This window comes from Pseudomonas sp. SDO5215_S409, assembly GCF_054071325.1.
Window position 1 is genome coordinate 41,592 of the sequence record NZ_JBSVWN010000027.1, and the last position, 24,699, is coordinate 66,290.

Here is a 24,699-nt window from a genome sequence, read left to right on the forward strand (position 1 = left end):
GTGCTGATTTATTTTCAGGCATTCCATGTTGTGAAGACGCAGGCGGTTGTTCAGGATAAGGCATTTAAAATGACGAAGTGTGAGGGTTAATCATCAATGGCTGCATTTAAGCGCTCGGACCTCGCCGACTTGAACGTGTTTTTCACCATTGCCCGGCGCGGCAGTTTTATCGACGCGGCCAATGAGTTGGGCCTGACGGCTTCGGCGTTAAGTCACACCATGAAGAAGTTGGAAAGCCGCCTGGAAGTTCGGTTGTTGAACCGCACCAACCGCTCGGTTGCATTGACGGCGGCGGGACATGATTTGATGCAGTCGCTGGCCAACGGTTTTGAAGCCATCAGCCAGGGGCTCAATAACCTGGAAGATCACCGCAATACCCCGGCCGGCCGCCTGCGCCTCACGCTGTCCCATGACGCGGCGCGCTTGCTGGTGTTGCCGGTGTTGAGTGAATTCACTTCACTGTTCCCTCAGGTCTACCTGGACCTGGTCATTGATGATCACCTGGTGGAGATCGTGTCTGAAGGCTTCGATGCCGGCATCCGCTTTGGTGCGACCGTGCCGCAGGACATGGTGGCCGTTCCTTTGACCGGGCCGCTGCAATGGGTGGTGGTGGGGACGCCGGCCTACTTGCAGGCACACGGCACGCCGACCTCTCCCGAAGACCTGAAACACCACCGTTGTATCCAGACGCGCATTGGCGACGACTCGGTGTACCCCTGGGAGTTGGGGGACGGTGAGCAGATGGTGCGGATCGAAGGGGCGGGTTCGGTCAGGATCAACACCACGGACGTTGCCATCGGGGCGGCCCTGCAAGGGATAGGCCTGGCGTACTGCCTGCAAATCAGGGTGCTGGACGAGTTGCAGGCCGGGGTGTTGGAGTGGGTCATGCCGCAATGGGCGTCCACCGGGGAGCCCTACGTCATGTACTACCCCAGCAGGCTGCAGACGCCGCCCGCGTTGCGCCAGTTGATCGACCTGATCCGTGTCAACCAAGGCTTGCCGGCACGTTAGTGCAGGGTGTTCCGGCATCATCTAGCCCGGCAGCCGGTACAGGGGGCATGGCGAAGTAAGCACTCTGCTGGTTGTTGAACCAGGTCACGCTGGACAGGCCAACGTGTTCAACTTTGCAGCAGTGGGAAAGTTCATGGAACGGCCCTGTACAGAGAGTGGGGCCTGATTCTAATAAGTTAAATATTGTCGTGTCATAGAGGGCGTGCTGATGTTTATTCACTGCCATACTGACGTTTTACGCACCGCTGTAACTGCCTGCACGCCCGGGCAACTAAGCCCTCAGGCCACAAAGCCATGCGCCATCTTGCGCGACAGGTCCTGTGCGGCGGTGAGGGAGGTGAGCGGGCCGCTGATGGGCTCGCCATCGCGTACCAGATACCAGCAGGCCAGCAGGCCCAGGTCCCTGAGCGAGGCGGGGACGGCGCTGCCGATGACAGACATGATTTGAATAGCGGGCATGATGACTACCTCCAATGCGCAATGGAGGTCACATTACGGGGCGAGGGGCTTAAGGAAAAATTAACCTGCTCGATAGTCGACATCAGCGCTATCGAGGCACGCCGTCAATCGACGACCTGGTCAAGCATGTTGACCACTTCCTGTTCATTGAGCAGGCCCTTGCGGACCAGGTTCTCGGCCAGCAACGAGAGGAATTTGGCGCTGCGGTGGCCTTCCAGGTGCTTGAGTTCGGTCAGGGCACTGTAGACCTTGCTGGAGGTGCACAGGCCGGCAGTGCGGTGCGGGTTTTGCGTGGGCATGGCCAGTCGTCCTTGTTGTTATTGGGGACTGCTTCGATAGTGGAAGCGCGAGATGACACAAACATGACAGCCCCTGCCCCGGGCGGGCAAGTGGCTATTGACGGTCAATCATGTGGGATTTCGCCACAGCCATTGTCCTTATAGCGACCTCGACAAGATTTATTCAGACTCGCGGGCACAAAAAAGGCCCCGCTTTGAAGGCGGAGCCCATTGGATGTATCAGCCAGCGGTTACCAGCGGCCGTAGTAACCACCACGGGGCGGGCCGTAATAGGCCGGGTGGTAGTAAACCGGCGCCGGGCGGTAATAAACCTGTTGCTGTACATACACCGGTGGCGGTGGTGCGTAGTAGACCGGCGGCGGGGCGGCGTACACCGGCTGCGGCTGGACATACACAGGCTGTTGTACGTAAACCGGCTGGGACTGGTTGGCAACCACTGAGCCAACGACGGCCGCGCCGACAAAAGCACCCAACAAGGCCGGGCCACCCCAACCACCACCGTGGGCGGAGGCCTGACCTGCTACAGCGAGTGCACCGATAAGCAAGGCGATCTTGGGGATTTTACGAATCATGGTCATTCCTCGGTTAGCCCCTGCGCTTGTGGTCTGCAATCGATAGACTCAAGGATTGTCGCGGGGATACTTTTAAGACAACGTATTTCGAGAAAACAGCACAGCCCAAAGGTAAAGGTTGTGTAAGGTCTGTACCGATTTGCTTACTCAAGGAGCTTCACATGCAGATGCACCCCAACAAAGACACCCAATTGTGCATGTCACTGTCGGGGCGTCCCGGGAATTTCGGGCTGCGCTTTCATAACCACCTGTACGAACAATTGGGCCTGAACTTCTACTACAAGGCCTTCAGCAGCCAGGACCTGCCCGGCGCCATCGGCGGTATTCGCGCGCTGGGCATCCGCGGATGCGGCGTGTCGATGCCGTTCAAGGAAGCCAGCATCGCACTGGTGGACGAACTGGACGCATCGGCCCGCGCCATCGACTCGATCAACACCATCGTCAACACGGCCGGGCACCTCAAGGCCTACAACACCGACTACATCGCCGTCGAGCAACTGCTGCAAAAGCACGCGGTGCCCAAGGACTCGACCTTCGTCCTGCGCGGCAGCGGCGGCATGGCCAAGGCCGTGGCCAGTGCCCTGCGTGACGGCGGGTATGCGCGGGGTGTGATCGTCGCCCGCAACGAAGCCGCCGGCAGTGCGCTGGCGCAAGGGCTGGGGTACGCCTGGCAGGCGGAACTGGGCGACTTGCGCCCGCAAATGTTGGTCAACGTGACGCCCATCGGCATGACCGGCGGGCCGGAGGCCGATGAACTGGCCTTTGCCGAGGCGGTGATCGAAGCGGCGGACACCGTGTTCGATGTGGTGGCCATTCCTTCCGAAACCCCTTTGATCGTGGCCGGGCGCCGCCACGGCAAGCGGGTGATCACCGGGCTTGAAGTGATCGCGATTCAGGCATTGGAGCAATTCGTGCTGTACACGGGCGTGCGGCCCACGCAGGAACAGTTCGAAAAAGCCGTGGCGTTCGCACGCAGCTAAACAGCCGCACCCGTGGCGCGGTCACGCGCCACGGGTGGATGGCTCACTCCAGCCGTGCCAGGCGTTCTTCCAGCGCCGCAATGCGCGCTTCAAGCTCTTCGATCCGCTCGACTGACACCCCGGCGCTGCGTTCCACCGGGTTTCCCCGCGCCGCCAGAATGGCCTCGATGTCTGCCGGGTCACCCAGGGCGTGGGTATAGCGGTCTTCGCGTTGCCCCGCCTGGCGGGGCACCAGCAGCGCCAGCCCCCGTGCAATCAGGCGTTCAAGCTGGTGCACAACCTGTTCGGCGTCTTCAAATTCATGCATGCGCCCGCTGCGGGTCAGCAGTTCGTTGACGGTTTGCGGCCCACGCAAAAACAGCAGCCCGGTCAGAATCACCTGGGCGGGCACCAGTTCCAGCGCCTTGTCCACGCGGTGTTCCCAGCGGTCGGCCCGGCTGCCCATCACCAGGCGGGTAAACCCTTGGCCCTCCAACGCCCGCAGGCTCTGGCCGACCTGGCCCTGGCTGAGGTTGGTCACCGGTTCCCGGCTGGTTTTCTGGTTGCAGGCCAGCACCAGGGCGTTAAGGGTCAGGGGATAGGTTTCCGGGTTGGTCGCCTGTTTCTCGATCAGGCAACCGAGGATGCGTATTTCGGTGCTGTTCAGGCGTGGCTCGTTGCGGGGGGGGTCAAGTTCAGTGGTCATCGCGCATTTCCCTGATGCAGTGAGCCCACTAGCCTAATCCTGAAAAAATAAAAGACAAGCGGCGCCGCCCGCTGGCGTGTCTATAATCGCCGCTGTTTTGAACCCTGCCACAACCGTTGAGACTGCCATGACTATTTCCCTGTACGCCGCTTCTGTTCCTGTCTTCAAACAAATGCTCAACGCCCTGAGCGATGTGCTGAAAAAAGCCGAAGCCCACGCCACCGAAAAGAACATCGACCCGAACGCCTTCCTGCAAGCGCGTCTGTACCCGGACATGTTCCCGCTGGTGCGTCAGGTGCAGATCGCCGTGGACTTCGCCAAAGGCGTCTGCGCGCGCCTGGCCGAAGTCGAAGTGCCTAAGTACGACGACAGCGAAGTGACCTTCGCCGACCTGCAAGCCCTGCTCGCCAAGGCCCTGGCGTTTGTCGACACCCTGACCGCGGCCCAGATCGACGGCAAGGAAGGTATCGAGATCGTGACCCGCCCAGGCACCCCCAAAGAAAAACGCTTCACTGGCCAGTCCTACCTGCTGACCTACGGCCTGCCGCAGTTCTTCTTCCACGTCACCACCACCTACGCATTGCTGCGCCACAACGGCGTGGAAATCGGCAAGCGCGACTACATGGGCGCGTTCTAACGCCACGGGGCCCGGGCCGGTGTTGAGTCGCCGCCCCGGGCCTTTTTGTTCACCCTTGGCCTTCGGGCTGTCCCTGGCTGCCCCGCTGCGCGTCAGGGCAGTGACGTGAACAACTCGCGTCGGGCACCTTCGGTGATCGCAACGATGCCCGGGTGCTTGACCTTGCGCTCCACCGAAATAGCATGAAATGACTCGGTCACCGCATCGGTCTGGCCAATCAACACCACGCCGTACTGGCGCTGTACCTCCTCGGCAATCACGCTGGGCGCGATAAAAATCCCGCTGCCGGATTGGCCAAAGGCCTGCATCAAGGCGCTGTCATCGAACTCCCCGACAATGCGCGGTTGAATCTGCTGCTCGGCAAACCAGCGCGACAAACGGCTGCGCACCACCGTTTCTGCCCCGGGGATCAGCAGGGGCGCGCCGTGCAGGCAGTGTGGGAACTCGCCGCCATGTGCGTCAGCCAACGCCTGTGTGGCGAAAAAGCTGATGCCACATTCGCCCAGTTTCTGGCTGTAGCCCTTGATGTCCAGGTGTGTGGGCATGGGGCTGTCGGAAATCACCAGGTCCAGGCGCTGGATCGCCAGGTCTGCCAGCAGCCGTTCCAGCTTGTCTTCGCGACAGGTGATGCGGATTTTGCTCAGCTCCATGGTCGGCGCGATTAGACGGTAGACGATGGACTTGGGCACCACATCCGCAACGCCCACGCGAAACAGCATCTGCTGTTCATGGGGTTGTGCGCGCAGCATCGCTTCCAATTCATTACCGGTCTGGAACATCTGCTCGGCGTAGGGCAGGGCCTGGCGCCCGGCTTCGGTCAACTCCAGCTGGCGGCCCACGCGCTGGAACAACGCCACGCCAAACGTCTGCTCCAGCAGGCTGATCTGCCCGCTGATGGTTTGCGGGGTGAGGTTCAGTTGCTCGCAGGCGCGCACGATGCTGCCGGTCTTGGCGACGACCCAGAAGTAATGCAGTTGTCGGTAATTGAGCATGGGGGGCGGTCACTTCGTGAAAATCGAAGTATATCCGAAGAAAATACGAATTTTTCTGAAGTGTTCGCCTGCATAGAATGCGGCGCTATCGACGGGCCACCCCCGGGCCCGCCTGATTCTTGTGAGGAACGCATCATGAAACTCAATTGGCTGGGCGCAACCGCGTTAGTTGCGCTTTCATTAACCATGCTCAGCGGCTGCGACCAGGCAGAAAAAAGCGCGCAGCAACTGATGGGCAAGGCGGCCGAGTCGGCCAAACAAGCGATCGACGACACCCACAAGGCTGCCGAACAGGCCTTGAATGATGCGACCCGGGGCCTGCTGGCCCCAGAAGACAAGGCGGAACAGGAAGGCAAGCCGTCTGAATCCACCTCGCAAGAAACCTAACGTGTGCTCAACTTTTCAGGACTGACCTATGGACTACCTTGTACAACTGGCCGCCAGCCCCACCGCCTGGATCGCCCTGGCGACCCTGATCGTCATGGAAATCGTGCTGGGCATCGACAACCTCATCTTTATTTCGATCCTGACCAACAAGTTGCCGGTGCAGCATCGGGCCAAGGCCCGGCGCATCGGCATCAGCATGGCGCTGTTCCTGCGCCTGGGCCTGTTGAGCACCATTGCGTTTATCGTGCAGTTGACCGCGCCGGTCTTCGAGGTCTTCGGCCAGGCGTTCTCCTGGAAAGACATGATCCTGATCGCCGGTGGCCTGTTCCTGGTGTGGAAGGCCACCACCGAAATCCATCACAGCATGGACCTGCAGGTCGATAAGCAAGAAAGCCAGGCATCGGGCGTTTCGCTGGGCTTTGCCGCCGCCATCGGGCAAATCCTGTTGCTGGACCTGGTGTTTTCCATCGACAGCATCATCACTGCCGTGGGCATGACCGAGCATTTGCCGATCATGATCATCGCCGTGGTGGCGTCGGTCATCGTGATGCTGGTGGCGGCCGAGCCGTTGGCCAAGTTCATCAACGACAACCCGACCATCGTCATGCTGGCCCTGGGCTTTTTGATCATGATCGGCATGACGCTGATCGCCGAAGGCTTTGGCGCCCACGTGCCCAAGGGCTATGTGTATGCGGCCATGGGCTTCTCGGCTGCCATTGAGTGCCTGAACATGCTGCGGCGTAACCGTCACAAACGCTTGGCCCAAAGCCAGTAAGCGGCCAAGGCGTTCAGAGTTCGGCGCTTGTCTGGGTGGCATCCGGGCAGGCCTGCTCGCCGTTATCCAAGCCTTGCTTGTAGTTGCGGCTGAGCAGGCTGGCCTTGCCGTTGTGCCAGGTCAGGGTCAGTACGTAGAGGGTGTCGTAATCGCTGCCGGACCAATCTTCGGTGATGGTGTGTTTTTCACCGGCCGCTTCGCTCGCCACTTTGTTGATCAGCTCGGGCAGGTAGCCGTGGGACCAGGCGGTGTAGATGATCGCATTGTGGTACTTGTCTTCCATCAGCTCGTCGGCCAGGGCGCTGGTGTCATTGGCCGAAAACTTGATGTTGACGGGCAGGCCGAGCTTGATGGCGCTGGGGCTGATGGTCATCAGTGGGCGGATGTAGCTGTAGGAGTTGTCTTTCTCGCCTTCTTCCACGTTGCGCGTGGGGTTGGCGGCAAACACGAAGTCGGCCTTGCCGAATTTTTGTGGCAGCACCGTGGCCAGGTTCATCGCGCGGTTCAGGCCCTGGCAATTGAGCTGGCCCAGGCCGCCGGCGGGTTTTTCGCCATGCCGCAGGAACACCAGGGTTTGCACGCCGTCCACCGGCTGAGCGCGGCTTATCGTGGGCTCGAGGGCAAGGCCCAGCGCACCGCTCACCAGCAATAACGGCAAGACAACGTAGGAATAGCGTTTAAGGCGTTTTACGACGTGTAGCGGCTTGAGTGTCATGGGTGTTTGAATCTTCGGCGCAGGAAAAGTAGGACGCGCAAGTCGTCCCTTATGCGCACTTTTAAGAGTGTGTTAACGCACTTTGGTTCGATTCTTGAGGGAAAAGGGGCGGCGTCCCTGCCGTTCACACGAGCATATCGGGCTCATATTGCGGATTTAAGACGGGTGCATGACCGGCGTTGTGCCGCTACTCTGCTGTTTTTGCCAGGGACTTTGCGATGAACTCACTTTCGGCTTTCCCGATTAATACCAAATGGCCAGCCCAACACCCTGAGCGCTTGCAACTCTACTCCTTGCCCACCCCCAACGGCGTCAAAGTCTCGATTTTGCTGGAGGAGTTGGGCTTGCCGTATGAGGCGCACAAAGTCAGTTTCGACACCCAGGACCAGTTCTCCGCCGAATTCCTCTCGCTGAACCCCAACAACAAGATCCCCGCCATCATCGACCCCGACGGCCCGGGCGGCCAGGCGCTGGCGTTGTTCGAGTCTGGGGCGATCCTGATTTACCTGGCCGAGAAGTGCAGCCGGTTCCTGCCCGAAGACCCGGCGATGCGCTACGAAACCCTGCAGTGGCTGATGTTCCAGATGGCGGGAATCGGGCCCATGTTTGGCCAGGTGGGGTTTTTCAACAAGTTCGCGGGCAAGGCCTACGAAGACAAACGCCCCCGCGACCGCTACGCCGCCGAAGCCCGGCGCTTGCTGCAGGTGCTGGAAAAACGCCTGCTGGGCCGCACCTGGATCATGGGCGACGAGTACAGCATCGCCGACATTGCCACCTTCCCGTGGGTGCGCAACCTCATCGGCTTTTATGAGTCGGGCGACTTGGTGGGCATCACTGACTTCCCCAACGTACTGCGCGCCCTCGACGGTTTTGTCGCACGCCCCGCGGTGCTTCGCGGCCTGAATATTCCTGCCTGAGTTGCCTTATGCCTGCCTACGATTTTAAACAACTGGATGTGTTCAGCCGCGTGCCCCTCAAGGGCAACCCCCTGGCGGTGGTACTGGGCGCCGACGGCCTGAGCGACCAGCAGATGGCCGACCTGGCCAACTGGACCAACCTCAGCGAAACCACGTTTTTGCTGACGCCCCGCGACCCTCGGGCGGACTACCGGGTGAGAATTTTCACCACCGTGAAAGAGCTGCCGTTCGCGGGCCACCCCACCTTGGGCAGTTGCCGGGCGTGGCTGCAAGCCGGTGGCATGGCCAAGGGCGAAGAGATTGTGCAGGAGTGCGAAATCGGTTTGGTGCGCATCCGCCGCCAGGGCGACGAGCTGGCGTTTATCGCGCCGCCGCTGTTGCGCTCCGGCCCGGTGGAGGCCGGGTTGCTGGAGCGCGTCCGCCAGGCCCTCAGGCTTGAACCGGGCGCTATCGAGCGGGCCCAGTGGGTGGACAACGGCGCTGGCTGGCTGGCGGTGATGCTGGCCGATCGCGAGCAAGTGCTGGCGCTGCAGCCCGACTATGCGCAGTTGCAAGGTCTGGCGGTAGGCGTGGTCGCGCCCTGGAACCCGCAGCGTGAGGGGGATGAAGCGCAATTTGAAGTGCGCGCGTTTATCGCCGGGGACGGCTCGCCGGAAGACCCGGCCACCGGCAGCCTGAATGCCGGGGTCGCTCAGTGGTTATTGGGCGAGGGCCTGGCGCCAAGCCGTTATGTGGTGAGCCAGGGCACGGCCATGGGCCGGGCAGGGCGGATTCGGGTCGAGCAATTGGGCGACGAGATCTGGATCGGCGGCGCCGCCGTGGTCTGTATCGAAGGGCGCTTGCAGCTGTAGCCGCGAGTTATTGTTACCGGCTCTGCAACAAGCTGTTTCGTACTGGGCGTTTGTGCTCGGTGGCGGGCCGGGCATAAGCTCTTGGCCCGATCATTTTCCCCAGGAGCCTCCATGCCCAGCCAGTTTCCCGACGCCCGTCCACGCCGCCTGCGCCGCTCACCGCAGCTGCGTGGGTTGTTCCAGGAAACCGAATTTACCCTGAGCGACCTGGTATTGCCGATCTTCGTCGAAGAAGACATCGACGACTTCGTGCCGATCACCAGCATGCCGGGCGTGGTGCGCATCCCCGAGAAAAAACTGGCCAGCGAAATCGAGCGCTTTGCCCGGGCCGGGATCCAATCGGTGATGACCTTTGGCGTGTCTCACCACCTGGACGCAGACGGCAGCGACACCTGGAACGAGCGCGGCCTGGTGTCGCGCATGTCGGCCATCTGCAAGGATGCCGTGCCGGAAATGGTGGTGATGTCCGACACCTGTTTTTGCGAGTACACCAGCCACGGCCACTGCGGCGTGATGCATGGCCACGAAGTGGACAACGACCGCACCCTGGCCAACCTCGGCAAGCAAGCGGTGGCGGCTGCGCGTGCAGGCGCTGATGTCATCGCACCGTCGGCGGCGATGGACGGGCAGGTTCAGGCCATTCGCCGCGCCCTGGATGCCGAGGGCTTCAGCCACGTGCCGATCATGGCGTATTCGACCAAATTCGCCTCGGCCCTCTACGGCCCGTTCCGCGAAGCGGGTGGCAGCGCGCTCAAGGGCGACCGCAAAAGCTACCAGATGAATCCGATGAACCGCCGCGAAGCGGTGCGCGAGTCGCTGCTGGACGAACAGGAAGGCGCGGATGCGCTGATGGTCAAGCCGGCCGGCGCCTACCTGGACATCATCCGCGACATCCGCGAGGCGTCGCGTTTGCCCGTGGCGGCGTACCAGGTCAGCGGCGAGTACGCGATGATCAAATTCGGCGCCCAGGCCGGGGCCATCGATGAGGCGCGTGTGGTGCGCGAAACCCTGGGTTCGATCAAGCGGGCGGGTGCGGACCTGATCTTCACGTACTTCGCGCTGGACCTGGCCTTGGCCGGTATCTGACCGATCGATCACAGGTTTCGCATTATTTGTGCGCTAGTATCGGTGCATTCGATCTTGCGGAACCTGCTTATGCCCACCCGTGTTCTCCTCGTTTTGCTGCTGGTGCTGGCCGGTTGTTCCAGTCACGCGCCTGCGCCACCTGCGCGCACTGAACCCGAAGTGAAAGCGCAACTCCTGCGCCTGATTCCCGCCAGCGTCAACGACCGCAGCGGCTGGGCCCAAGACATCTACACCGCCTTTCACGCCCAGCAACTGGACCCCAGCACCGAAAACCTCTGCGCGGTATAGGCGGTGACCGAACAGGAGTCCACCTACCAGGTCGACCCGGCGGTGCCAAACATGGGCAAGATCGCCCAGGACGAAATCCTGCGCCGCGCCGCCAAGGTCTATGTGCCGGCGCCTGTGGTGCGGGCGGCCTTGCAACTGCGTTCACCCACGGGCAAGTCCTACGCCGAACGCCTGAGCGCTGCACGCACCGAGAAAGACCTCAGCGGGATTTTCGATGACTTCATTGGCGCTGTGCCGCTGGGCAAGACCCTGTTCAGTGGTTTTAACCCGGTACACACCGCGGGCCCCATGCAAGTGAGCATCGCCTTCGCCGAGCAGCACACCCAGGATTACCCCTATACGGTAGACGGGAGTATTCGCCGGGAAGTCTTCTCCCGCCGCGGTGGCCTGTATTTCGGCATCGCCCACCTGCTGGGTTACCCGGTGAACTACGATCAGCCGCTGTACCGGTTTGCCGATTTCAATGCCGGTTGGTACGCCAGTCGCAACGCGGCGTTCGAGGCAGCGGTCAGCCGCGCGTCGGGCACCACGCTGGCGCTGGACGGTGATTTGATCCGCTATGGCTCGATCCTGCCCGGCACCACTGAGTTGGCGGTGCGTTCACTGGGCACGGCGCTGGGCATGCGCAACCCGGTCATCCGCAGCCAACTGGAGCAGGGCGAGCGCCTGGCGTTCGAAGACACGGCCCTGTACCAAAAAGTGTTTGCCCTGGCCGACAAGGCCGCCGGTAAACCGCTGCCCCGGGCGATTTTGCCGGGCATCGTGCTCAAGAGCCCCAAGATCACCCGCAACCTGACCACGGCCTGGTTCGCCCAGCGGGTGAATGAGCGTTATCAGCGCTGCCTGAAGCGTTAGGCCATCGCGTCAGAGCTTGAACGTGCTCACCAGGGTTTGCAGGTGCACACCCAACCGCGCCAGTTCGATGCTGGAGGCGGCGGTTTCATCACTGGCCGCTGCGGTCTGCTCGGAAATATCGCGCACGCTCAGCACGCTGCGGTTGATCTCCTCGGCCACCGCGCTTTGTTGCTCGGACGCGGCGGCGATTTGCAGGTTCATCGACTCGATATCGGCCACACACCGGCTGATGGTGGTCAGCGAATCCCCGGCCCGACGCGTCAGTTCGACGCTGCTGTCGGTGAGTACGCGGCTGTTTTCAAGACGTTGCGAGACCTGCTGCGTGCCACGGTGCAGCCCGGTGATCAGCCCTTCGATTTCTTCGGTCGAGGTCTGGGTGCGCTGCGCCAGGCTGCGCACTTCATCGGCCACCACGGCAAAGCCGCGTCCTGCTTCGCCCGCTCGGGCGGCTTCGATCGCCGCGTTCAAGGCCAGCAGGTTGGTTTGCTGGGCCACCGACTTGATCACATCCAGCACGGTGCCGATCTTGTCGCTTTCACGCTTGAGCCCGTCCATCGCGTCGGTTGAATAACCCACTTCGGTGGCCAGCAGGGTGATTTGCGCGATGGCCTCATGCACCACCTCGTCGCTGGCGCGCGCTTCTTGCCCTGCATTGACGGCTGCGCCGGACGCGTGCCCGGCATTGCGGGCCACTTCCTGCACGGTGGCGGCCATTTCGTTCATGGCGGTGGCCACCTGGTCGGTTTCAACCTTCTGGCTATTGACGCCTGCGCTGGTCTGCTCGGTTACCGCCGACAGTTCCTCCGCGGCGCTGGCGATTTGCACCACGCCGTCGCGCAACTCGCCGATCAGGCCGCGCAAGTTGACGGTCATGCGTTGCATGCTGGCTTGCAGCGCGCCCAGCTCGTCGCGCCGCGACACCTGCACGTCCTGGCTCAAATCACCGGCCGCCACCCGTTCGGCGGTTTTCAGGGTGTCGCTCAACGGGCCGACGATCAAACGGGTAATCACCCAGGCGGCCAGCATTCCCACCACCAGGGCCAGCACGCTGGCGCCGAGCAACAGTTGCCCGGCCATGCTCACTTCCTGGTCGCGTTTACCGGCCTGGATGTCTGACAGTTGTTTGCAGGCTTCAAACAGGCTGGCGATGTCGCGGTTCAAGTCTTCCTGGGCCTGGGTGGACGCGGCTTGATCCTGCCCCTCGTTGGCGTGCACGAACTGCTGGAAATGCACGCGGTAGTTTTTAATCGCGGCGTCGGCCTGCTTGACCCAGAGCAGGTCGACCGGGGCCTTGAGCAACGCATCGAGCACCACGGCGCGGCGGTCCAGGTCATCGAGGAACGTCACCACGGCCGTGGCGTGCACCGCGTCCGGCTTGAGGGTGTAGCTCAAGCGGGCGATGCGCATGTCACGCGCCGAATCGTTGAGCTTGGCGATTACCCCCAGCTTGTCGCCGCGCTCCCCCAGGTTGGCCAGCCCCAGCCAGCCGGTACCGGCGATGATCAGGGTCAGCAGTAGAACCAGCGCAAACCCCAGGGTGAGCTTGGCCCGCACACTCACATCCCCCAACACCCTTGCCACCGAATTGAACATTGCCCCATCCCTGTCTTTTTAGATTTTTTTGAGCAAGGGTGTCCATGCGTGGCGCATCCCTGCCGTCTGCTGTGTGGACATGTATCGACAAGGGGCGATAAAAGATGAGGGCACGGGCTGCAAAGTTTTTGCGCAAAGAAAAGGCCCGGTTTTCGTGGAACCGGGCCTTGTCCGTGTTGCTCGTTAAATCAGCTGCGTTCGAGTGCCAGTGCTACGCCTTGGCCACCGCCGATGCACAGGGTCGCCAGGCCTTTTTTGGCATCGCGCTTGATCATTTCATGCAGCAGGGTCACCAGCACCCGGCAACCCGATGCGCCAATCGGATGGCCGATGGCGATCGCGCCGCCATTCACGTTGACCTTGCTCGCATCCCATTCCAGCTCTTTGCCCACGGCCAGGGACTGCGCGGCGAAGGCTTCGTTGGCTTCGATCAGGTCCAGGTCGCCCAGGCTCCAGCCCGCCTTGTCCAGGCAGCGGCGGGTGGCCGACACCGGGCCGATGCCCATGATGGCCGGGTCCACCCCCGCATTGGCGTAGCTGGCGATACGGGCCAGCACCGGCAACCCCAGCGCCTGGGCCTTGCTGGCGCTCATCAACAGCACCGCCGCGGCGCCGTCGTTGAGGCTCGATGCGTTGCCAGCGGTGACGCTGCCGTCTTTTTTGAAGGCCGGCTTGAGTTTGGCCAGCGACTCGGCGGTGGTGCCCGCGCGGGGTTGTTCGTCCACGGCGAACGGCACCGGGTCGCCTTTGCGCTGGGGGATCAGGATGGGGGTGATTTCGTCAGTAAAGCGCCCGGCTTCGATGGCCGCGGCGGCTTTTTGTTGGGACGCGGCCGCAAAGGCGTCCTGGGCTTCGCGGCTGATGCCGTATTTGTCCACCAGGTTCTCGGCGGTGATGCCCATGTGGTAGTCGTTGAACGCGTCCCACAAACCATCGGTGATCATGCTGTCGATCATCTTGGCATGGCCCATGCGCAGGCCGGTGCGGGCTGCGGGTAGCACGTAGGGGGCCAGGCTCATGTTTTCCATGCCGCCCGCGATGATCACCTCGGCATCACCGCAGCGGATGGCTTGCGCGCCGAGGTGCAAGGCCTTGAGGCCCGAGCCACACACTTTGTTCAAGGTCAGGCTGGGCACCGCGTGGGGCAGGCCCGCGAGGATCGAAGCTTGGCGGGCCGGGTTCTGGCCGCTGCCCGCGGTGAGTACCTGGCCCAGGATGACTTCGTCCACGTGCGCAGGGTCCAGGCCGGTCTGCTCCAGCAGGCGGCGGATCACGGCGGCGCCCAGTTCCGGGGCCGGGATGCTTGCCAGCGAACCCTGAAAACTGCCCACGGCGGTGCGGGTGGCAGCAACAATCACGACGTCTTGCATGAGAGGTGTCCTCACTGGAAGTGCATTTCGGGAACGTGGTCGGGGACGATCAGTTTACCGGCGGTCTTGCTCACAATCTCTTCAACACTGACGCCAGGTGCGCGTTCCTTGAGGACAAAAGCGCCATTTTCGATTTCCAGGTAGGCAAGGTCGGTCAGCACGCGCTTGATGCAGTTGGCGCCGGTCAGCGGCAGGTTGCAGCGGCTGAGCAGCTTGGACTCACCGTCCTTGGAGGCGTGGGTCATGATGACGATGATGTTTTCTGCGCCAGCCACCAGGTCCATCGCGCCGCCCATGCCCTTGACCAGCTTGCCCGGGATCATCCACGAGGCGATGTTGCCTTGCACGTCCACTTCAAATGCGCCGAGCACGGTGAGGTCGACGTGACCGCCACGGATCATGGCGAACGATTCGGCCGAGGAGAAAATCGAGGCGCCGACGCGTGCGGTGACGGTTTGTTTACCGGCGTTGATCATGTCGGCATCGATGGTTTCTTCGGTAGGAAAGGGGCCCATGCCGAGCAGGCCGTTTTCCGATTGCAGCATCACTTCCATGCCGTCGGGAATGTAGTTGGCCACCAGGGTGGGAATGCCGATGCCGAGGTTCACGTAAAAGCCGTCCTGCATTTCGCGGGCGACGCGTTGAGCCATTTGTTCGCGGGTAAGAGCCATTTCAGGTGTCCTTTTTATTCGGGCGACAGGCGGGTTATTTGCGCACGGTGCGCTGTTCGATGCGCTTTTCGAACGTGCCGCAGATGATCCGGTCGACGTAAATGCCTGAGGTGTGGATCTGCGCCGGGTCCAGCTCGCCCGGCTCGACGATTTCCTCGACTTCAACCACCGTGATCTTGCCGGCGGTGGCGGCCAGCGGGTTGAAGTTCTGGGCCGTGTGACGGTAGATCACGTTGCCGAAGTGGTCGGCTTTCCAGCCTTTGACGATGGCGAAGTCGCCGGTGATGGACTCTTCCATCAGGTACGCGCGACCGTTGAATTCGCGGGTTTCCTTGCCTTCGGCGACCGGGGTGCCCACACCGGTGGCGGTGAAGAAGGCCGGGATACCGGCACCGCCTGCGCGCATTTTTTCGGCCAGGGTGCCTTGGGGGGTGAGCACCACTTCGATTTCGCCGCTGAGCAGTTGTTTCTCGAACAGGGCGTTTTCACCCACGTAGGACGCGATGACCTTGCTGATCTGTTTTTCTTCCAGCAACACGCCCAGGCCGAAACCGTCGACGCCGCAGTTGTTGGAAACCACCGTGAGGTCGCGGGTGCCTTTGCGTTTGATCTCGGCGATGAGGTTTTCCGGGATCCCGCACAGGCCGAAGCCGCCGGAAAGTACGGTCATGCCATCTTCCAGGCCTGCCAGCGCCTCTTCGTAGGACGCCACGCGTTTATCGAAACCTGCCATATGCACCTCTTTTATTGTGTGTGGGCCAGCCATGGTTACCGAGTGTTGCGCCGCTGGATTGATTTGTTAAGTTGTTTTTTAAGGTTGATTGATTTAAAAAACAGCATAGTTGATCGCCGCTGGGGGCACTGCATGACCGTTAAACAGATGCGCGCCTTTTTGGCGGTGGCTCAGAGCCTGAGTTTTGCGGCAGCCTGCGAGCGCCTGCACCTTTCCCAGTCGGCGCTGAGCCTGACCATCAAAGGCCTGGAGGAAGGACTGGGCGGGCGCCTGTTCAGCCGTAATACACGCAATGTTTCGCTGACCCCGGAAGGCGAATCCCTGCTGCCCTTGGCCCGGCGCCTGATTGCCGATTGGGACAACGCCGAAGACGAATTGCGCCAGCGCTTCACCTTGCAACGCGGGCGGGTCACGGTGGCGGCGATGCCCTCGTTTGCGGGCAACCTGCTACCGCCGATCCTGAAAATTTTCCGCACCCGCTACCCGCAGGTGAACGTCACGGTGGATGACGTGATCAACGAACAGGTCCTGGAACGGGTGCGCGACCGTCAGGTGGAGCTGGGCGTGGCGTTTGAGCCTGCGCAAAGTTCATCGCTGGTGTTTACGCCGTTATACGTGGACCGTTTTATCGCCGTGGTGCCCGCCGACTCGCCCTTGGCGCATAACACGCAGATTGGCTGGAGCGCGTTGCTGGAACACCCGTTCATCACCCTGCAGCGCCCGTCTACGGTACGGGTGATGCTGGAGGAGCACCTGGCGGCGCGGCAGATGAAACTGCCGGTGGCGTTGGAAAGCCATCAGTTGGCGACGGTGGGGCAAATGGTCGCCAGTGGCCTGGGCGTGAGTGCGGTGCCCGCGTTGTGCGCCCGGCAAATGAAGGAGGCGGGCGCCCATTGCATCACCTTGAGCGACCCGGTGATTGAGCGTTCGGTGGGCGTACTGACCAAGCCGGGGCACGAGTTGTCGGCGGCGGCGCAGGCCATGTTTGACATTTTTTGTGACGAGGCGGGCGAGGGACGTTTTCCAAAGCTTTAACCTGAGCCCAAACACCCGTGGGTGCCGATGGGCGCCCACGGGTGTTTGGGTTTACTCAGTAGTAGCGGTCTACGACATTGACTCGCGAGTTGTCTTTGAATGACCGCCAGGCATGGTTAAGTGTGTCGAAAACTTGCTCGATAAACTGGTGATCGGCGGCAGCCCGCTTGCCGACATAACCCTGGCCGCGGCGATACATCTTCAGGCGCGCCGCCAGTTCATGGTTATTTTTGTCGAAGTCTGCTTCCAGGGTGTGGGGCGCCACACAGTCGATATGCACCTGACCCGATTTGCCTACCCACAGGATATGGTCGTCGAGCGTATCTTTCTGCGCTGCGAACATCTCGGCCAATTCATCGATAGTTGGTTGGTTGTTCAGATTCATGTGTAAGCCCCTTGACCAGTTGGCGATCATCAATTGATTCGTTAGTTGTCTGCGGCATCGAAAAACGGGCGTCGAAACGGTCTGCCCGGTGCGGGCAGGGTCTTGAACCTGATGCGTGTAGTGTTGCTGATGAAAGGCTACGCCAAGGGTTTCTCAACGAAGACAAGCAGCATTTGAGCGACTTGTACCGGGCCTTTCGGGCCGGTCAGCTTCATCAATCTGCCTTGTGGGCAGTGCACATCCGGAAAAAACAGCTCGGCGGTCAGACGAGCCTGTTCAAAACGCGGGTTACCGACGCTCCCGATCCGGGAGACGCTTGAATCATGCAATTACAAAATGGTTACGTCAACGATTATGTAGTGATTATTTTTTATCACTACATAAAGCCCCGTGAAACGGGGAGATCACCGGAAAACGTGACTTGGGCGTCATTTTTCGTGCTTTTCGGTCGGGCCGAAAAGCGCCCGCAGGGGTGAGGTTTCCAACGGTGTTTCTACTCAAAGCGCGCTACGAGCCTCGGCAACAGCCGCTCGCAGACCGCCTCGATTTTTACCTGTAACAACTCATCGCCCCGGGTCTTGCCCAGGTTGATGGCAATTACCGGCTTGCCTTGTTCCACCATGGCCTTGCATAGGCGAAACGCCGAGTAGGCCATCAGTGACGAGCCCACCACCAACAGCCCTTCGGCCGCGTCTACGGCGGCCATGGCCTTCAGTGCAGTAGCCGGGGCGACGTTTTCGCCAAAAAACACCACATCCGGCTTGAGCCGCTGGCCGTCGCAGTGAGGGCAATGGGGCACCTGAAAGCGTTCTTCAAAGGCGGCGTCCAGCAAGGTGTCGCCATCGGGCAATTGCACCGCATCGACGCCCATGAGGTAGGGGTTGTGCTGCTGCATCTGGTGTTGAATCAAGTCCCGCTCGCAGGTGTGCTGGCAGTCCAGGCACAGCACGCGGTGCAGGCTGCCATGCAGTTCAATCACACCCTGGCTGCCCGCCTGGTCGTGCAGCGTGTCGACGTTTTGGGTGATCAGGCCTGTGATGTGCCCGCGTTGTTGCAACGTGGCCAGTGCCTGATGCGCCGGGTTGGGCCGGGCGATACTCACCTTTGGCCAGCCCAGCATCGCCCGCGCCCAATAACGCCTGCGTGCATGCGCGGTGGCCAAGAACTCCTGGTACATCATCGGCGCTTTGCCTCGGCGCACGCCCTCGTTGTCCCGGTAGTCGGGAATGCCCGAGGAGGTGCTGATTCCGGCACCGGTCAGGACCAAAAAGCGCCGTTCGGCCATGGCCCGGTGCAGGGTGTCGAGGTGGTCGTGTTCCTGGTGGTCGAGCGTATCGAGCATGAAGTCTCCAGCGGTTATTCGCCGCGAATGTACTGCTCCAGCTGTTGAATCAACTGGGCCTGTTCGGCAATCGCTTCCTTGACCAGGTCGCCGATGGACAGCAGGCCCAGTAGTTTGCCGTCTTCGACCACCGGCAGGTGTCGCAGGTGGTTGTCGGTCATGATGTTCATGCAGGTGTCCACGCTTTGGTGGGTGTCCACGGTAATCACCGGCGAACTCATGATCTCCTTCACGGTGGTCACGTCGGACTTGCGGCCCTTGAGGATCAGCTTGCGGGCGTAGTCACGTTCGCTGATCACGCCGACGACGTTGTCATGGTCGACAACCGGCAGGGCTCCCACGTTTTTTTCTGCCATGCGCATCAACGCCTCAAACACGGTCTGATGCGACGCGATGGTGTGAACTTCCTGGTTTTTCGGGTCTTTGGACTTGAGCACTTGTGCGACGGTTTTCATGGCGGCCACTCCGGTGTTGTTGTCAGGACGTCAGCGGTCCCTACAGAATCCTAGACCGCCCACGGCGCCCAGGGGCCCAAAGCGGCGTATAACCCCTCGAAAAACGTCATGGCCTCGGTGCTCAACCCTTTTTTTGCGGTTTTGCCGGGCGTTTGGTGGCCGTTGTGGGGCTGCGCTTGGCGCTCTTGCGTTTATTTTTCCAGGGGGCGGCACCCCGTCCGGGTGGCCCGCTGATGGTCAGGCGCAGGCCGTTGCACCGCGCTACCTGTTTGCTCATCCACGCGGCCTGTTTGGCCACGAACTCCTCCAGGCTCATTTCGCCGTTTTGCACCATGTCCAGCGCCTGCTCCCAGATGGCTGTGGTGCCGGGGTCGGCGATGGCCCGTGGCACGGCGTCGATCAGGCTGAAGGCGGCGGGTGTTGCAGACAGCGCCTTGCCGTTTTTTATCAGGTAACCGCGGTCCAGCAAGCCCTGAATGATGCCTGCGCGGGTGGCCTCGGTACCGATCCCGGTGGTGTCCTTGAGTTTTTGCTTGAGCAACGGGTCTTCCACCAGCTTGGCGACGTTTTTCATGGCCTTGATCAGGTCGCCCTCGGTGAAGGGCTTGGGCGGTTGCGTCCACAGGTCCTTGAGGGTGACATGGTGGACCGCGTAATCGCGCCCTTGCACCAGTGCCGGCAAGGCTTGTGGCGCAGGGGCCTGCCCCTTGGCCGGTGCCAGCGCTTCGGGCAGTGCGCGCTTCCAGCCGGGCTCGATGACGACTTTGCCGACCGCACGCAGCGCGTGCCCGGCACAGTCGAAGTCGGCCTGGGTGCGGTCGTATTCATGATTGGGCAGAAACTGCGCCAGGTAACGTGCGCGAATCAGCGTATAGACCGCCCGGTGCTTGCCGCTCAACTGGCCGAGGTCCTTGCCGGCGCCGGTGGGGATGATGCCGTGGTGGGCGCTTACCTTGGCATCGTTCCAGGCCCGGGAGCGGCGTTGCGGGTCGATATGCGGCATCAGCGCTTGCACGGCGCTGTCGGCCCGGCCCAGCGCCGCCAGAATGCCCGGCGCCTCACTGTGCTGGCTCAGCGGCAGGTAGCCGCAGTCGCTGCGCGGGTAAGTGATGACCTTGTGGGTTTCATACAGCGACTGGGCGATGTCGAGGGTTTCCTGGGCGCCCAGGCCGAGCTTTTTCGAGCAGATCTCCTGCAACGTGCCGAGATCGAAAGGCAGCGGCGCCACTTCACGCATGCGCTCGGTACGCAGTTTGACCAGCCGCGCGCTGACCGCGCCGCGCATGGCGTCGGCAGCGTCACGTGCCCATTGGGGGTTGAGGCAGCGGCCCTGATCGTCGCAGACATCGTCGGCCGCACGCCATTGGGCGATGAACGTGAGGCCGTCCTGCAGCAACTCCACATCGATGGCCCAGTACGCCACCGGCACAAAGTCGGCGATGCTGCGGTCGCGGTCGACCACCAGCCGCAGGGTAGGGGTTTGCACCCGGCCGACCGGCAGCACGCCCTGATAACCGGATTGGCGCCCCAGCAAGGTAAACAGGCGGCTCATGTTCATGCCAATCAACCAGTCGGCCCGGGAGCGACCCAGGGCCGAGTGATAGAGGCTGAAGGTGGCCGCGCCGGGCTTGAGCGCCCCCAGCGCCTTACGGATGGACGCGTCATCCAGCGCTGACAGCCACAACCGCTGGATGGGCCCGCGATAGCGGCAATGCTCCACCAGCTCCCGTGCGATCATTTCGCCCTCACGGTCGGCGTCGGTGGCGATCACCAGTTCCTGCGCTTCCCCCAGCAGGCGCTTGACCGCCTTGAACTGGCTGGCGGTCTTGGGCTTGACCTGCATCTTCCATTTTTCCGGGACGATGGGCAGGTCGGCCAGCACCCAGCGCTTGTATTTGGCGTCGTAGGCATCCGGCGGGGCGGTTTCCAGCAAATGACCGATGCACCAGGTCACCGTGACGCCCGGCCCCAGCCAGCAACCGTCGCCACGTCGGCTTGCACCGAGCACGGCGGCGATGTCCTTGGCCTGGGAGGGTTTTTCACAGAGAAACAGCCGCATGGTGATCCTGTTCATGGAAAGTTGAATGAACGCAGGATGAGAGAGCGGGCGGGATAGTTCAAGTTTTATCTGTATGGATGTACAGTTTTTGGCGGCGAAGTGTGTCACCACAGGCTTCAAGCAGCGAGTAAAAGCCAGGTGGCTCTTTACTTGCTGCCTGAAGCTGGCTGCTTCTAACGTTTTTCAATATCGACGTGGCGGGTTTCCTTGAGGCAAAACAGCCCAACGACCAGACTGACCGCCGTGATTGCCACCGGATACCACAGCCCGTAGAAAATATCGCCGGTGTACACCACCAGGGCGAACGAAACCGTGGGCAGGAAGCCGCCAAACCAACCGTTGCCGATGTGGTAGGGCAGGGACATCGAGGTGTAGCGGATACGTGTCGGGAACAGTTCCACCATCAAGGCTGCCAGCGGGCCGTAGCACATGGCGGCGATCAGGATCAGCGCAACGATCAGCACCACCACCATGGTTTTGTTGACCTGCGCAACGTCGGCCGATTGCGGGTAGCCCGCGAGGGTGATCGCGCCTTTGAGCGCCGCCTCGTCGAAGCCGTCGATTTTTACATCGCCCACGCTCACCTGCACGGTGCTGCCCGCCGCAGCGGCGGCGCTGCTGTAGGGCAGGCCCTGTTTGACCAGAAAGGTCTTGACCTTGTCGCATGGGCTGTCGAAACGCGCCTTGCCCACCGGGTCGAACTGGAAGGTGCAGGTGGCCGGGTCGGCCAGTACCGTGATCGGCGCCTGGCCGCTGGCCCGGTCCATCGCCGGGTTGGTGTAGTGGGCCAGGCCCTTGAAGATCGGGAAGTACAGCAGCGTGGCCAGCAGCAGGCCGACCATCAACACCGGCTTGCGCCCCAGCTTGTCCGACAGCCAGCCAAAAAAGATAAAGAACGGCGCACCGATCACCACGCTGATGATCAGCAGCATATTGGCCAGCGCCGGGTCCATCTTCAGGAACTGGGTGAGGAAAAACAGCACGTAGAACTGCGCCGCGTAAAACGTCACCGCTTGCCCGGCGTTGATGCTGAACAGCGCGATCAGCACCACCTTGAGGTTTTCCCATGTGCCGAACGACTCGCGGATTGGCGACTTGCTGGCCTTGCCTTCCTCTTTCATTTTCAGGAATGCGGGCGACTCGTGCAGGCTCATGCGGATCCAGGTGGAAATACCCAGCAGCACAATCGAAAACAAGAACGGAATGCGCCAGCCCCACACCTCGAACTGGTCGCCGGTGAAGTAGCGACAGGCCAGCACTACCAGCAGCGACAGCAACAGCCCGAGGGTGGCCGTGGACTGAATCCAACTGGTGTGAAAGCCGCGCTTGCCCGCGGGCGCGTGCTCGGCCACATACGTGGCGGCGCCGCCATATTCGCCGCCCAGGGCCAGCCCTTGCAGCATGCGCAGCACCACCAGGATGATCGGCGCCGCAAGGCCGATGCTCGCGTACGTAGGCAATAGCCCCACGCAAAACGTGGCCACGCCCATCAGGATGATGGTGACGAGAAACGTGTATTTGCGCCCGATCATGTCGCCCAGGCGGCCAAACACCAGCGCACCGAACGGGCGCACGACAAAACCTGCGGCAAACGCCATCAACGCGAAGATAAACGCGGTGGTGTCGTTGACCCCGGCGAAAAACTGCTTGCTGATCACCGCCGCGAGGGCGCCGTAGAGGAAAAAGTCATACCACTCGAACACCGTCCCGAGCGAGGAGGCGAAGATGACCTTCTGCGACTCCTTGGCGGTGGTGGCGCGCAGCGTTGGGTGCAGCGGTTGAGCCTGTTCTGACATCGGGTAGCCCTCACAGTGATTATTTATTGTTGTTCCACTGTCGGCGCCTGCACGGCGCCGCTATTCAGATTGCGGTAACGCGGTCGTTCTCCGGGGTGAAGCGTCGTGTGTTCGGTGACAGGATCAGCTGCGCGGCCTTTTCCGCGATCATCAGCGTGGGTGAGCAGGTGTTGCCGGATGTAATGCGCGGCATGATTGACGCATCGGCGATGCGCAGGCCGGGAATGCCGTGCACCCGAAGTTGCGCGTCCACCACGGCCTCTGCCCCGTTGCCCATGCGGCACGTGCCCACCGGGTGAAAGATGGTGGTGCCGATACGCGCGGCGGCTTCATGCAGTTGCTCTTCGGTGTGCAGGGCCTCGCCGGGCAGGTACTCCACCGGCTTGAACGGCTTCAAGGCCGGTGCGGCAACGATGCGTCGCGTCAGGCGGATGGCGTCGGCGGCCACCCGCAAGTCTTCCGGGTGGCTCAGGTAGTTGGGGCGGATCAGCGGCGCGTCGGCGGGGTTGGCCGAGCGGATATCGATGCGGCCACGGCTGTGCGGGCGCAAGTCACACACCGATGCGGTAAACGCCGGGAAGGCGTGCAAGGGTTCGCCAAAACGCTCCAGCGACAGCGGTTGCACATGGTATTCAAGGTTGGCCGACACCTGCTCCGGCCCCGAGCGGGCAAACGCGCCGAGCTGGCTGGGCGCCATGGACAACGGGCCGCTGCGGTCGTACAGGTAGCGCAGGCCCATGCCCATTTTGCCCCACACGCTGGCGGCGATCTGATTGAGAGTGCGGGCGTTCTCCAGCGTGTAGATCAAGCGCAATTGCAGATGGTCCTGCAAGTTCCCGCCCACGCCCGGCAGCTCGTGTACTACCTCGATGCCCAGCGGCTTGAGCACGCTCGAAGGGCCGATACCGGAGCGTTGCAGGATGCCCGGCGAGCCCACGGAACCGGCGCACAGAATGATCTCGTGGCGGGCCTTGTAGCTCACCGCCTGGCCGTGCTGGCGAGCGAGTACGCGGGACGCCCGGCCGTTTTCCAGCACCACGCGGTCCACTTCAACGTCGGTCATTACCGTGAGATTGGGCCGCTGGCGAACCGGCTTGAGAAACGCCTTGGCCGCGTTCCAACGCACCCCGGCCTTCTGGTTGACCTGGAAATAACCGCAGCCCTCGTTGTCGCCGCCGTTGAAATCGCTGACAGGGGCGATGCCACTTTCTGACGCCGCCTCACGAAACGCATCCAGGATCGGCCATGACAAACGCTGCTGTTCCACCCGCCATTCCCCGCTACCGCCGTGGACCTCGGAACCGCCGGCAAAATGGTGTTCGCTCTGCTTGAACAGGGGCAGCACGTCCTTCCAGGCCCAGCCGGGGTTGTGTTCGGCCCAGCCGTCATAGTCACGGGCCTGGCCGCGCATGTAGATCATGCCGTTGATCGAGGAACACCCGCCCAGCACCTTGCCCCGCGGGTAACTCAAGGCACGGCCTTGCAGGCCTTCCTGTGCCTCGGTCTTGAAGCACCAGTCGGTGCGTGGGTTGCCGATGCAGAACAGATAGCCGACGGGCACATGGATCCAGGGGTAGTTGTCGCGTCCGCCCGCTTCCAGCAGCAGCACGCGGTGGGCAGGGTTGGCGGACAGTCGATTGGCGAGCAGGCAGCCTGCGGGGCCGGCGCCTACGACCACGTAATCGTAATCAGCAGTTGCAATGGGCATCTGAAGTCTCGCTTGTTTTTCTTATGGGCCCATCCTAGTTGTT

At 61.9% G+C, this 24,699-nt stretch carries 25 protein-coding genes and 1 pseudogene; 10 read left to right on the forward strand and 16 right to left on the reverse strand.

Features of this window, described 5'->3' with window-relative positions; translation table 11 throughout:
• The first annotated feature begins 96 nt into the window (after positions 1 to 96).
• The gene (locus ACW9H9_RS15550) at positions 97 to 1,011 is read left to right on the forward strand and encodes a LysR family transcriptional regulator (protein ID WP_457344094.1); all 915 of its coding nucleotides are present in this window, start codon (positions 97 to 99) and stop codon (positions 1,009 to 1,011) included.
• A 279-nt stretch (positions 1,012 to 1,290) separates the two neighbouring features.
• Here ACW9H9_RS15550 and ACW9H9_RS15555 read toward each other — a convergent pair whose 3' ends face one another.
• The 3 genes from ACW9H9_RS15555 to ACW9H9_RS15565 form a co-directional block, all read right to left on the reverse strand.
• Positions 1,291 to 1,470: a hypothetical protein gene (locus tag ACW9H9_RS15555; RefSeq protein ID WP_457344093.1), complete on the reverse strand. Its 180-nt coding sequence runs from the start codon at positions 1,468 to 1,470 to the stop codon at positions 1,291 to 1,293.
• Positions 1,471 to 1,574: 104 nt separating this feature from the next.
• Positions 1,575 to 1,769: a hypothetical protein gene (locus tag ACW9H9_RS15560; RefSeq protein WP_457344092.1), complete on the reverse strand. Its 195-nt coding sequence runs from the start codon at positions 1,767 to 1,769 to the stop codon at positions 1,575 to 1,577.
• Between the two features lie 230 nt (positions 1,770 to 1,999).
• Positions 2,000 to 2,347: a hypothetical protein gene (locus ACW9H9_RS15565; RefSeq protein ID WP_457344091.1), complete on the reverse strand. Its 348-nt coding sequence runs from the start codon at positions 2,345 to 2,347 to the stop codon at positions 2,000 to 2,002.
• A gap of 155 nt (positions 2,348 to 2,502) precedes the next feature.
• Here ACW9H9_RS15565 and ACW9H9_RS15570 point away from each other — a divergent pair, with 155 nt between their 5' ends.
• Complete coding sequence (locus ACW9H9_RS15570; protein WP_457344090.1) at positions 2,503 to 3,321, forward strand: shikimate 5-dehydrogenase; 819 nt, start codon at positions 2,503 to 2,505, stop codon at positions 3,319 to 3,321.
• Between the two features lie 43 nt (positions 3,322 to 3,364).
• On the opposite strand, the gene ACW9H9_RS15575 is transcribed toward ACW9H9_RS15570, so the two are convergent.
• Entirely contained in the window at positions 3,365 to 4,006 is a 642-nt protein-coding gene (locus ACW9H9_RS15575) for a YceH family protein (protein WP_457344089.1), read from the reverse strand.
• A 127-nt stretch (positions 4,007 to 4,133) separates the two neighbouring features.
• On the opposite strand from ACW9H9_RS15575, the gene ACW9H9_RS15580 reads away from it, so the two are divergent.
• Positions 4,134 to 4,643 carry a DUF1993 domain-containing protein gene (locus ACW9H9_RS15580; protein ID WP_457344088.1) on the forward strand — a complete coding sequence of 170 codons (510 nt, stop codon included), beginning with the start codon at positions 4,134 to 4,136 and terminating at the stop codon, positions 4,641 to 4,643.
• Between the two features lie 92 nt (positions 4,644 to 4,735).
• Here the strand turns inward: ACW9H9_RS15580 and nhaR are convergent, their stop codons facing one another.
• A complete protein-coding gene (nhaR, locus tag ACW9H9_RS15585) occupies positions 4,736 to 5,635 on the reverse strand; it encodes a transcriptional activator NhaR (RefSeq protein ID WP_457344087.1) in 900 nt (299 codons plus the stop codon).
• 135 nt (positions 5,636 to 5,770) lie between these two features.
• Here nhaR and ACW9H9_RS15590 point away from each other — a divergent pair, with 135 nt between their 5' ends.
• Both ACW9H9_RS15590 and ACW9H9_RS15595 read left to right on the forward strand, forming a co-directional pair.
• On the forward strand, positions 5,771 to 6,022 hold the full coding sequence (locus tag ACW9H9_RS15590; RefSeq protein ID WP_457344086.1) for a hypothetical protein: 252 nt from the start codon (positions 5,771 to 5,773) through the stop codon (positions 6,020 to 6,022).
• Positions 6,023 to 6,050: 28 nt separating this feature from the next.
• A complete protein-coding gene (locus ACW9H9_RS15595) occupies positions 6,051 to 6,797 on the forward strand; it encodes a TerC family protein (RefSeq protein ID WP_457344085.1) in 747 nt (248 codons plus the stop codon).
• Positions 6,798 to 6,810: 13 nt separating this feature from the next.
• On the opposite strand, the gene ACW9H9_RS15600 is transcribed toward ACW9H9_RS15595, so the two are convergent.
• The gene (locus ACW9H9_RS15600; protein WP_457344084.1) at positions 6,811 to 7,512 is read right to left on the reverse strand and encodes a histidine phosphatase family protein; all 702 of its coding nucleotides are present in this window, start codon (positions 7,510 to 7,512) and stop codon (positions 6,811 to 6,813) included.
• Positions 7,513 to 7,730: 218 nt separating this feature from the next.
• On the opposite strand from ACW9H9_RS15600, the gene ACW9H9_RS15605 reads away from it, so the two are divergent.
• The 4 genes and pseudogenes from ACW9H9_RS15605 to ACW9H9_RS15620 all read left to right on the forward strand — a co-directional run bounded on the left by ACW9H9_RS15605 (position 7,731) and on the right by ACW9H9_RS15620 (position 11,509).
• A complete protein-coding gene (locus ACW9H9_RS15605) occupies positions 7,731 to 8,429 on the forward strand; it encodes a glutathione S-transferase N-terminal domain-containing protein (RefSeq protein ID WP_457344083.1) in 699 nt (232 codons plus the stop codon).
• 8 nt (positions 8,430 to 8,437) lie between these two features.
• Complete coding sequence (locus tag ACW9H9_RS15610; RefSeq protein ID WP_457344082.1) at positions 8,438 to 9,280, forward strand: PhzF family phenazine biosynthesis protein; 843 nt, start codon at positions 8,438 to 8,440, stop codon at positions 9,278 to 9,280.
• Positions 9,281 to 9,391: 111 nt separating this feature from the next.
• Positions 9,392 to 10,366 carry a porphobilinogen synthase gene (gene hemB / locus ACW9H9_RS15615; protein WP_457344081.1) on the forward strand — a complete coding sequence of 325 codons (975 nt, stop codon included), beginning with the start codon at positions 9,392 to 9,394 and terminating at the stop codon, positions 10,364 to 10,366.
• A 69-nt stretch (positions 10,367 to 10,435) separates the two neighbouring features.
• Positions 10,436 to 11,509, forward strand: a pseudogene (locus ACW9H9_RS15620) (DUF1615 domain-containing protein).
• Positions 11,510 to 11,518: 9 nt separating this feature from the next.
• On the opposite strand, the gene ACW9H9_RS15625 reads toward ACW9H9_RS15620, so the two are convergent.
• The 4 genes from ACW9H9_RS15625 to ACW9H9_RS15640 form a co-directional block, all read right to left on the reverse strand.
• The gene (locus tag ACW9H9_RS15625) at positions 11,519 to 13,102 is read right to left on the reverse strand and encodes a methyl-accepting chemotaxis protein (RefSeq protein WP_457344080.1); all 1,584 of its coding nucleotides are present in this window, start codon (positions 13,100 to 13,102) and stop codon (positions 11,519 to 11,521) included.
• A 188-nt stretch (positions 13,103 to 13,290) separates the two neighbouring features.
• Positions 13,291 to 14,472: an acetyl-CoA C-acetyltransferase gene (locus tag ACW9H9_RS15630; protein ID WP_457344079.1), complete on the reverse strand. Its 1,182-nt coding sequence runs from the start codon at positions 14,470 to 14,472 to the stop codon at positions 13,291 to 13,293.
• 11 nt (positions 14,473 to 14,483) lie between these two features.
• Positions 14,484 to 15,143 (reverse strand): CoA transferase subunit B, encoded by a 660-nt coding sequence (locus ACW9H9_RS15635; RefSeq protein ID WP_457344078.1) that lies wholly within the window; start codon positions 15,141 to 15,143, stop codon positions 14,484 to 14,486.
• Positions 15,144 to 15,177: 34 nt separating this feature from the next.
• Positions 15,178 to 15,876 (reverse strand): CoA transferase subunit A, encoded by a 699-nt coding sequence (locus tag ACW9H9_RS15640; protein WP_457344077.1) that lies wholly within the window; start codon positions 15,874 to 15,876, stop codon positions 15,178 to 15,180.
• Positions 15,877 to 16,008: 132 nt separating this feature from the next.
• On the opposite strand from ACW9H9_RS15640, the gene ACW9H9_RS15645 reads away from it, so the two are divergent.
• Complete coding sequence (locus ACW9H9_RS15645) at positions 16,009 to 16,911, forward strand: LysR family transcriptional regulator (RefSeq protein ID WP_457344076.1); 903 nt, start codon at positions 16,009 to 16,011, stop codon at positions 16,909 to 16,911.
• A 55-nt stretch (positions 16,912 to 16,966) separates the two neighbouring features.
• Here the strand turns inward: ACW9H9_RS15645 and ACW9H9_RS15650 are convergent, their stop codons facing one another.
• The 6 genes from ACW9H9_RS15650 to ACW9H9_RS15675 form a co-directional block, all read right to left on the reverse strand.
• The gene (locus ACW9H9_RS15650) at positions 16,967 to 17,296 is read right to left on the reverse strand and encodes a hypothetical protein (protein WP_457344075.1); all 330 of its coding nucleotides are present in this window, start codon (positions 17,294 to 17,296) and stop codon (positions 16,967 to 16,969) included.
• Between the two features lie 493 nt (positions 17,297 to 17,789).
• The gene (locus ACW9H9_RS15655; protein ID WP_457344074.1) at positions 17,790 to 18,638 is read right to left on the reverse strand and encodes an NAD-dependent protein deacetylase; all 849 of its coding nucleotides are present in this window, start codon (positions 18,636 to 18,638) and stop codon (positions 17,790 to 17,792) included.
• Positions 18,639 to 18,652: 14 nt separating this feature from the next.
• Positions 18,653 to 19,093: a CBS domain-containing protein gene (locus ACW9H9_RS15660; protein WP_457344073.1), complete on the reverse strand. Its 441-nt coding sequence runs from the start codon at positions 19,091 to 19,093 to the stop codon at positions 18,653 to 18,655.
• A 121-nt stretch (positions 19,094 to 19,214) separates the two neighbouring features.
• On the reverse strand, positions 19,215 to 21,152 hold the full coding sequence (locus tag ACW9H9_RS15665) for a DNA topoisomerase III (protein WP_457344072.1): 1,938 nt from the start codon (positions 21,150 to 21,152) through the stop codon (positions 19,215 to 19,217).
• 173 nt (positions 21,153 to 21,325) lie between these two features.
• Complete coding sequence (locus ACW9H9_RS15670) at positions 21,326 to 22,948, reverse strand: MFS transporter (RefSeq protein ID WP_457344071.1); 1,623 nt, start codon at positions 22,946 to 22,948, stop codon at positions 21,326 to 21,328.
• Between the two features lie 64 nt (positions 22,949 to 23,012).
• Positions 23,013 to 24,656: a GMC family oxidoreductase gene (locus ACW9H9_RS15675; protein ID WP_457344070.1), complete on the reverse strand. Its 1,644-nt coding sequence runs from the start codon at positions 24,654 to 24,656 to the stop codon at positions 23,013 to 23,015.
• Positions 24,657 to 24,699 lie beyond the last annotated feature (43 nt).

Bases quoted from the DNA above. Each gene is read 5' to 3' on its own strand.
- ACW9H9_RS15640 (WP_457344077.1), bottom strand. From the start codon at position 15,876: ATGGCAGGTTTCGATAAACGCGTGGCGTCCTACGAAGAGGCGCTGGCA.
- nhaR (WP_457344087.1), bottom strand. From the start codon at position 5,635: ATGCTCAATTACCGACAACTGCATTACTTCTGGGTCGTCGCCAAGACC.
- ACW9H9_RS15665 (WP_457344072.1), bottom strand. From the start codon at position 21,152: ATGCGGCTGTTTCTCTGTGAAAAACCCTCCCAGGCCAAGGACATCGCC.
- ACW9H9_RS15635 (WP_457344078.1), bottom strand. From the start codon at position 15,143: ATGGCTCTTACCCGCGAACAAATGGCTCAACGCGTCGCCCGCGAAATG.
- ACW9H9_RS15580 (WP_457344088.1), top strand. From the start codon at position 4,134: ATGACTATTTCCCTGTACGCCGCTTCTGTTCCTGTCTTCAAACAAATG.
- ACW9H9_RS15600 (WP_457344084.1), bottom strand. From the start codon at position 7,512: ATGACACTCAAGCCGCTACACGTCGTAAAACGCCTTAAACGCTATTCC.
- ACW9H9_RS15660 (WP_457344073.1), bottom strand. From the start codon at position 19,093: ATGAAAACCGTCGCACAAGTGCTCAAGTCCAAAGACCCGAAAAACCAG.
- ACW9H9_RS15555 (WP_457344093.1), bottom strand. From the start codon at position 1,470: ATGCCCGCTATTCAAATCATGTCTGTCATCGGCAGCGCCGTCCCCGCC.
- hemB (WP_457344081.1), top strand. From the start codon at position 9,392: ATGCCCAGCCAGTTTCCCGACGCCCGTCCACGCCGCCTGCGCCGCTCA.
- ACW9H9_RS15645 (WP_457344076.1), top strand. From the start codon at position 16,009: ATGACCGTTAAACAGATGCGCGCCTTTTTGGCGGTGGCTCAGAGCCTG.
- ACW9H9_RS15590 (WP_457344086.1), top strand. From the start codon at position 5,771: ATGAAACTCAATTGGCTGGGCGCAACCGCGTTAGTTGCGCTTTCATTA.
- ACW9H9_RS15575 (WP_457344089.1), bottom strand. From the start codon at position 4,006: ATGACCACTGAACTTGACCCCCCCCGCAACGAGCCACGCCTGAACAGC.
- ACW9H9_RS15570 (WP_457344090.1), top strand. From the start codon at position 2,503: ATGCAGATGCACCCCAACAAAGACACCCAATTGTGCATGTCACTGTCG.
- ACW9H9_RS15675 (WP_457344070.1), bottom strand. From the start codon at position 24,656: ATGCCCATTGCAACTGCTGATTACGATTACGTGGTCGTAGGCGCCGGC.
- ACW9H9_RS15655 (WP_457344074.1), bottom strand. From the start codon at position 18,638: ATGCTCGATACGCTCGACCACCAGGAACACGACCACCTCGACACCCTG.
- ACW9H9_RS15595 (WP_457344085.1), top strand. From the start codon at position 6,051: ATGGACTACCTTGTACAACTGGCCGCCAGCCCCACCGCCTGGATCGCC.
- ACW9H9_RS15605 (WP_457344083.1), top strand. From the start codon at position 7,731: ATGAACTCACTTTCGGCTTTCCCGATTAATACCAAATGGCCAGCCCAA.
- ACW9H9_RS15630 (WP_457344079.1), bottom strand. From the start codon at position 14,472: ATGCAAGACGTCGTGATTGTTGCTGCCACCCGCACCGCCGTGGGCAGT.
- ACW9H9_RS15650 (WP_457344075.1), bottom strand. From the start codon at position 17,296: ATGAATCTGAACAACCAACCAACTATCGATGAATTGGCCGAGATGTTC.
- ACW9H9_RS15560 (WP_457344092.1), bottom strand. From the start codon at position 1,769: ATGCCCACGCAAAACCCGCACCGCACTGCCGGCCTGTGCACCTCCAGC.
- ACW9H9_RS15550 (WP_457344094.1), top strand. From the start codon at position 97: ATGGCTGCATTTAAGCGCTCGGACCTCGCCGACTTGAACGTGTTTTTC.
- ACW9H9_RS15670 (WP_457344071.1), bottom strand. From the start codon at position 22,948: ATGTCAGAACAGGCTCAACCGCTGCACCCAACGCTGCGCGCCACCACC.
- ACW9H9_RS15610 (WP_457344082.1), top strand. From the start codon at position 8,438: ATGCCTGCCTACGATTTTAAACAACTGGATGTGTTCAGCCGCGTGCCC.
- ACW9H9_RS15565 (WP_457344091.1), bottom strand. From the start codon at position 2,347: ATGACCATGATTCGTAAAATCCCCAAGATCGCCTTGCTTATCGGTGCA.
- ACW9H9_RS15625 (WP_457344080.1), bottom strand. From the start codon at position 13,102: ATGTTCAATTCGGTGGCAAGGGTGTTGGGGGATGTGAGTGTGCGGGCC.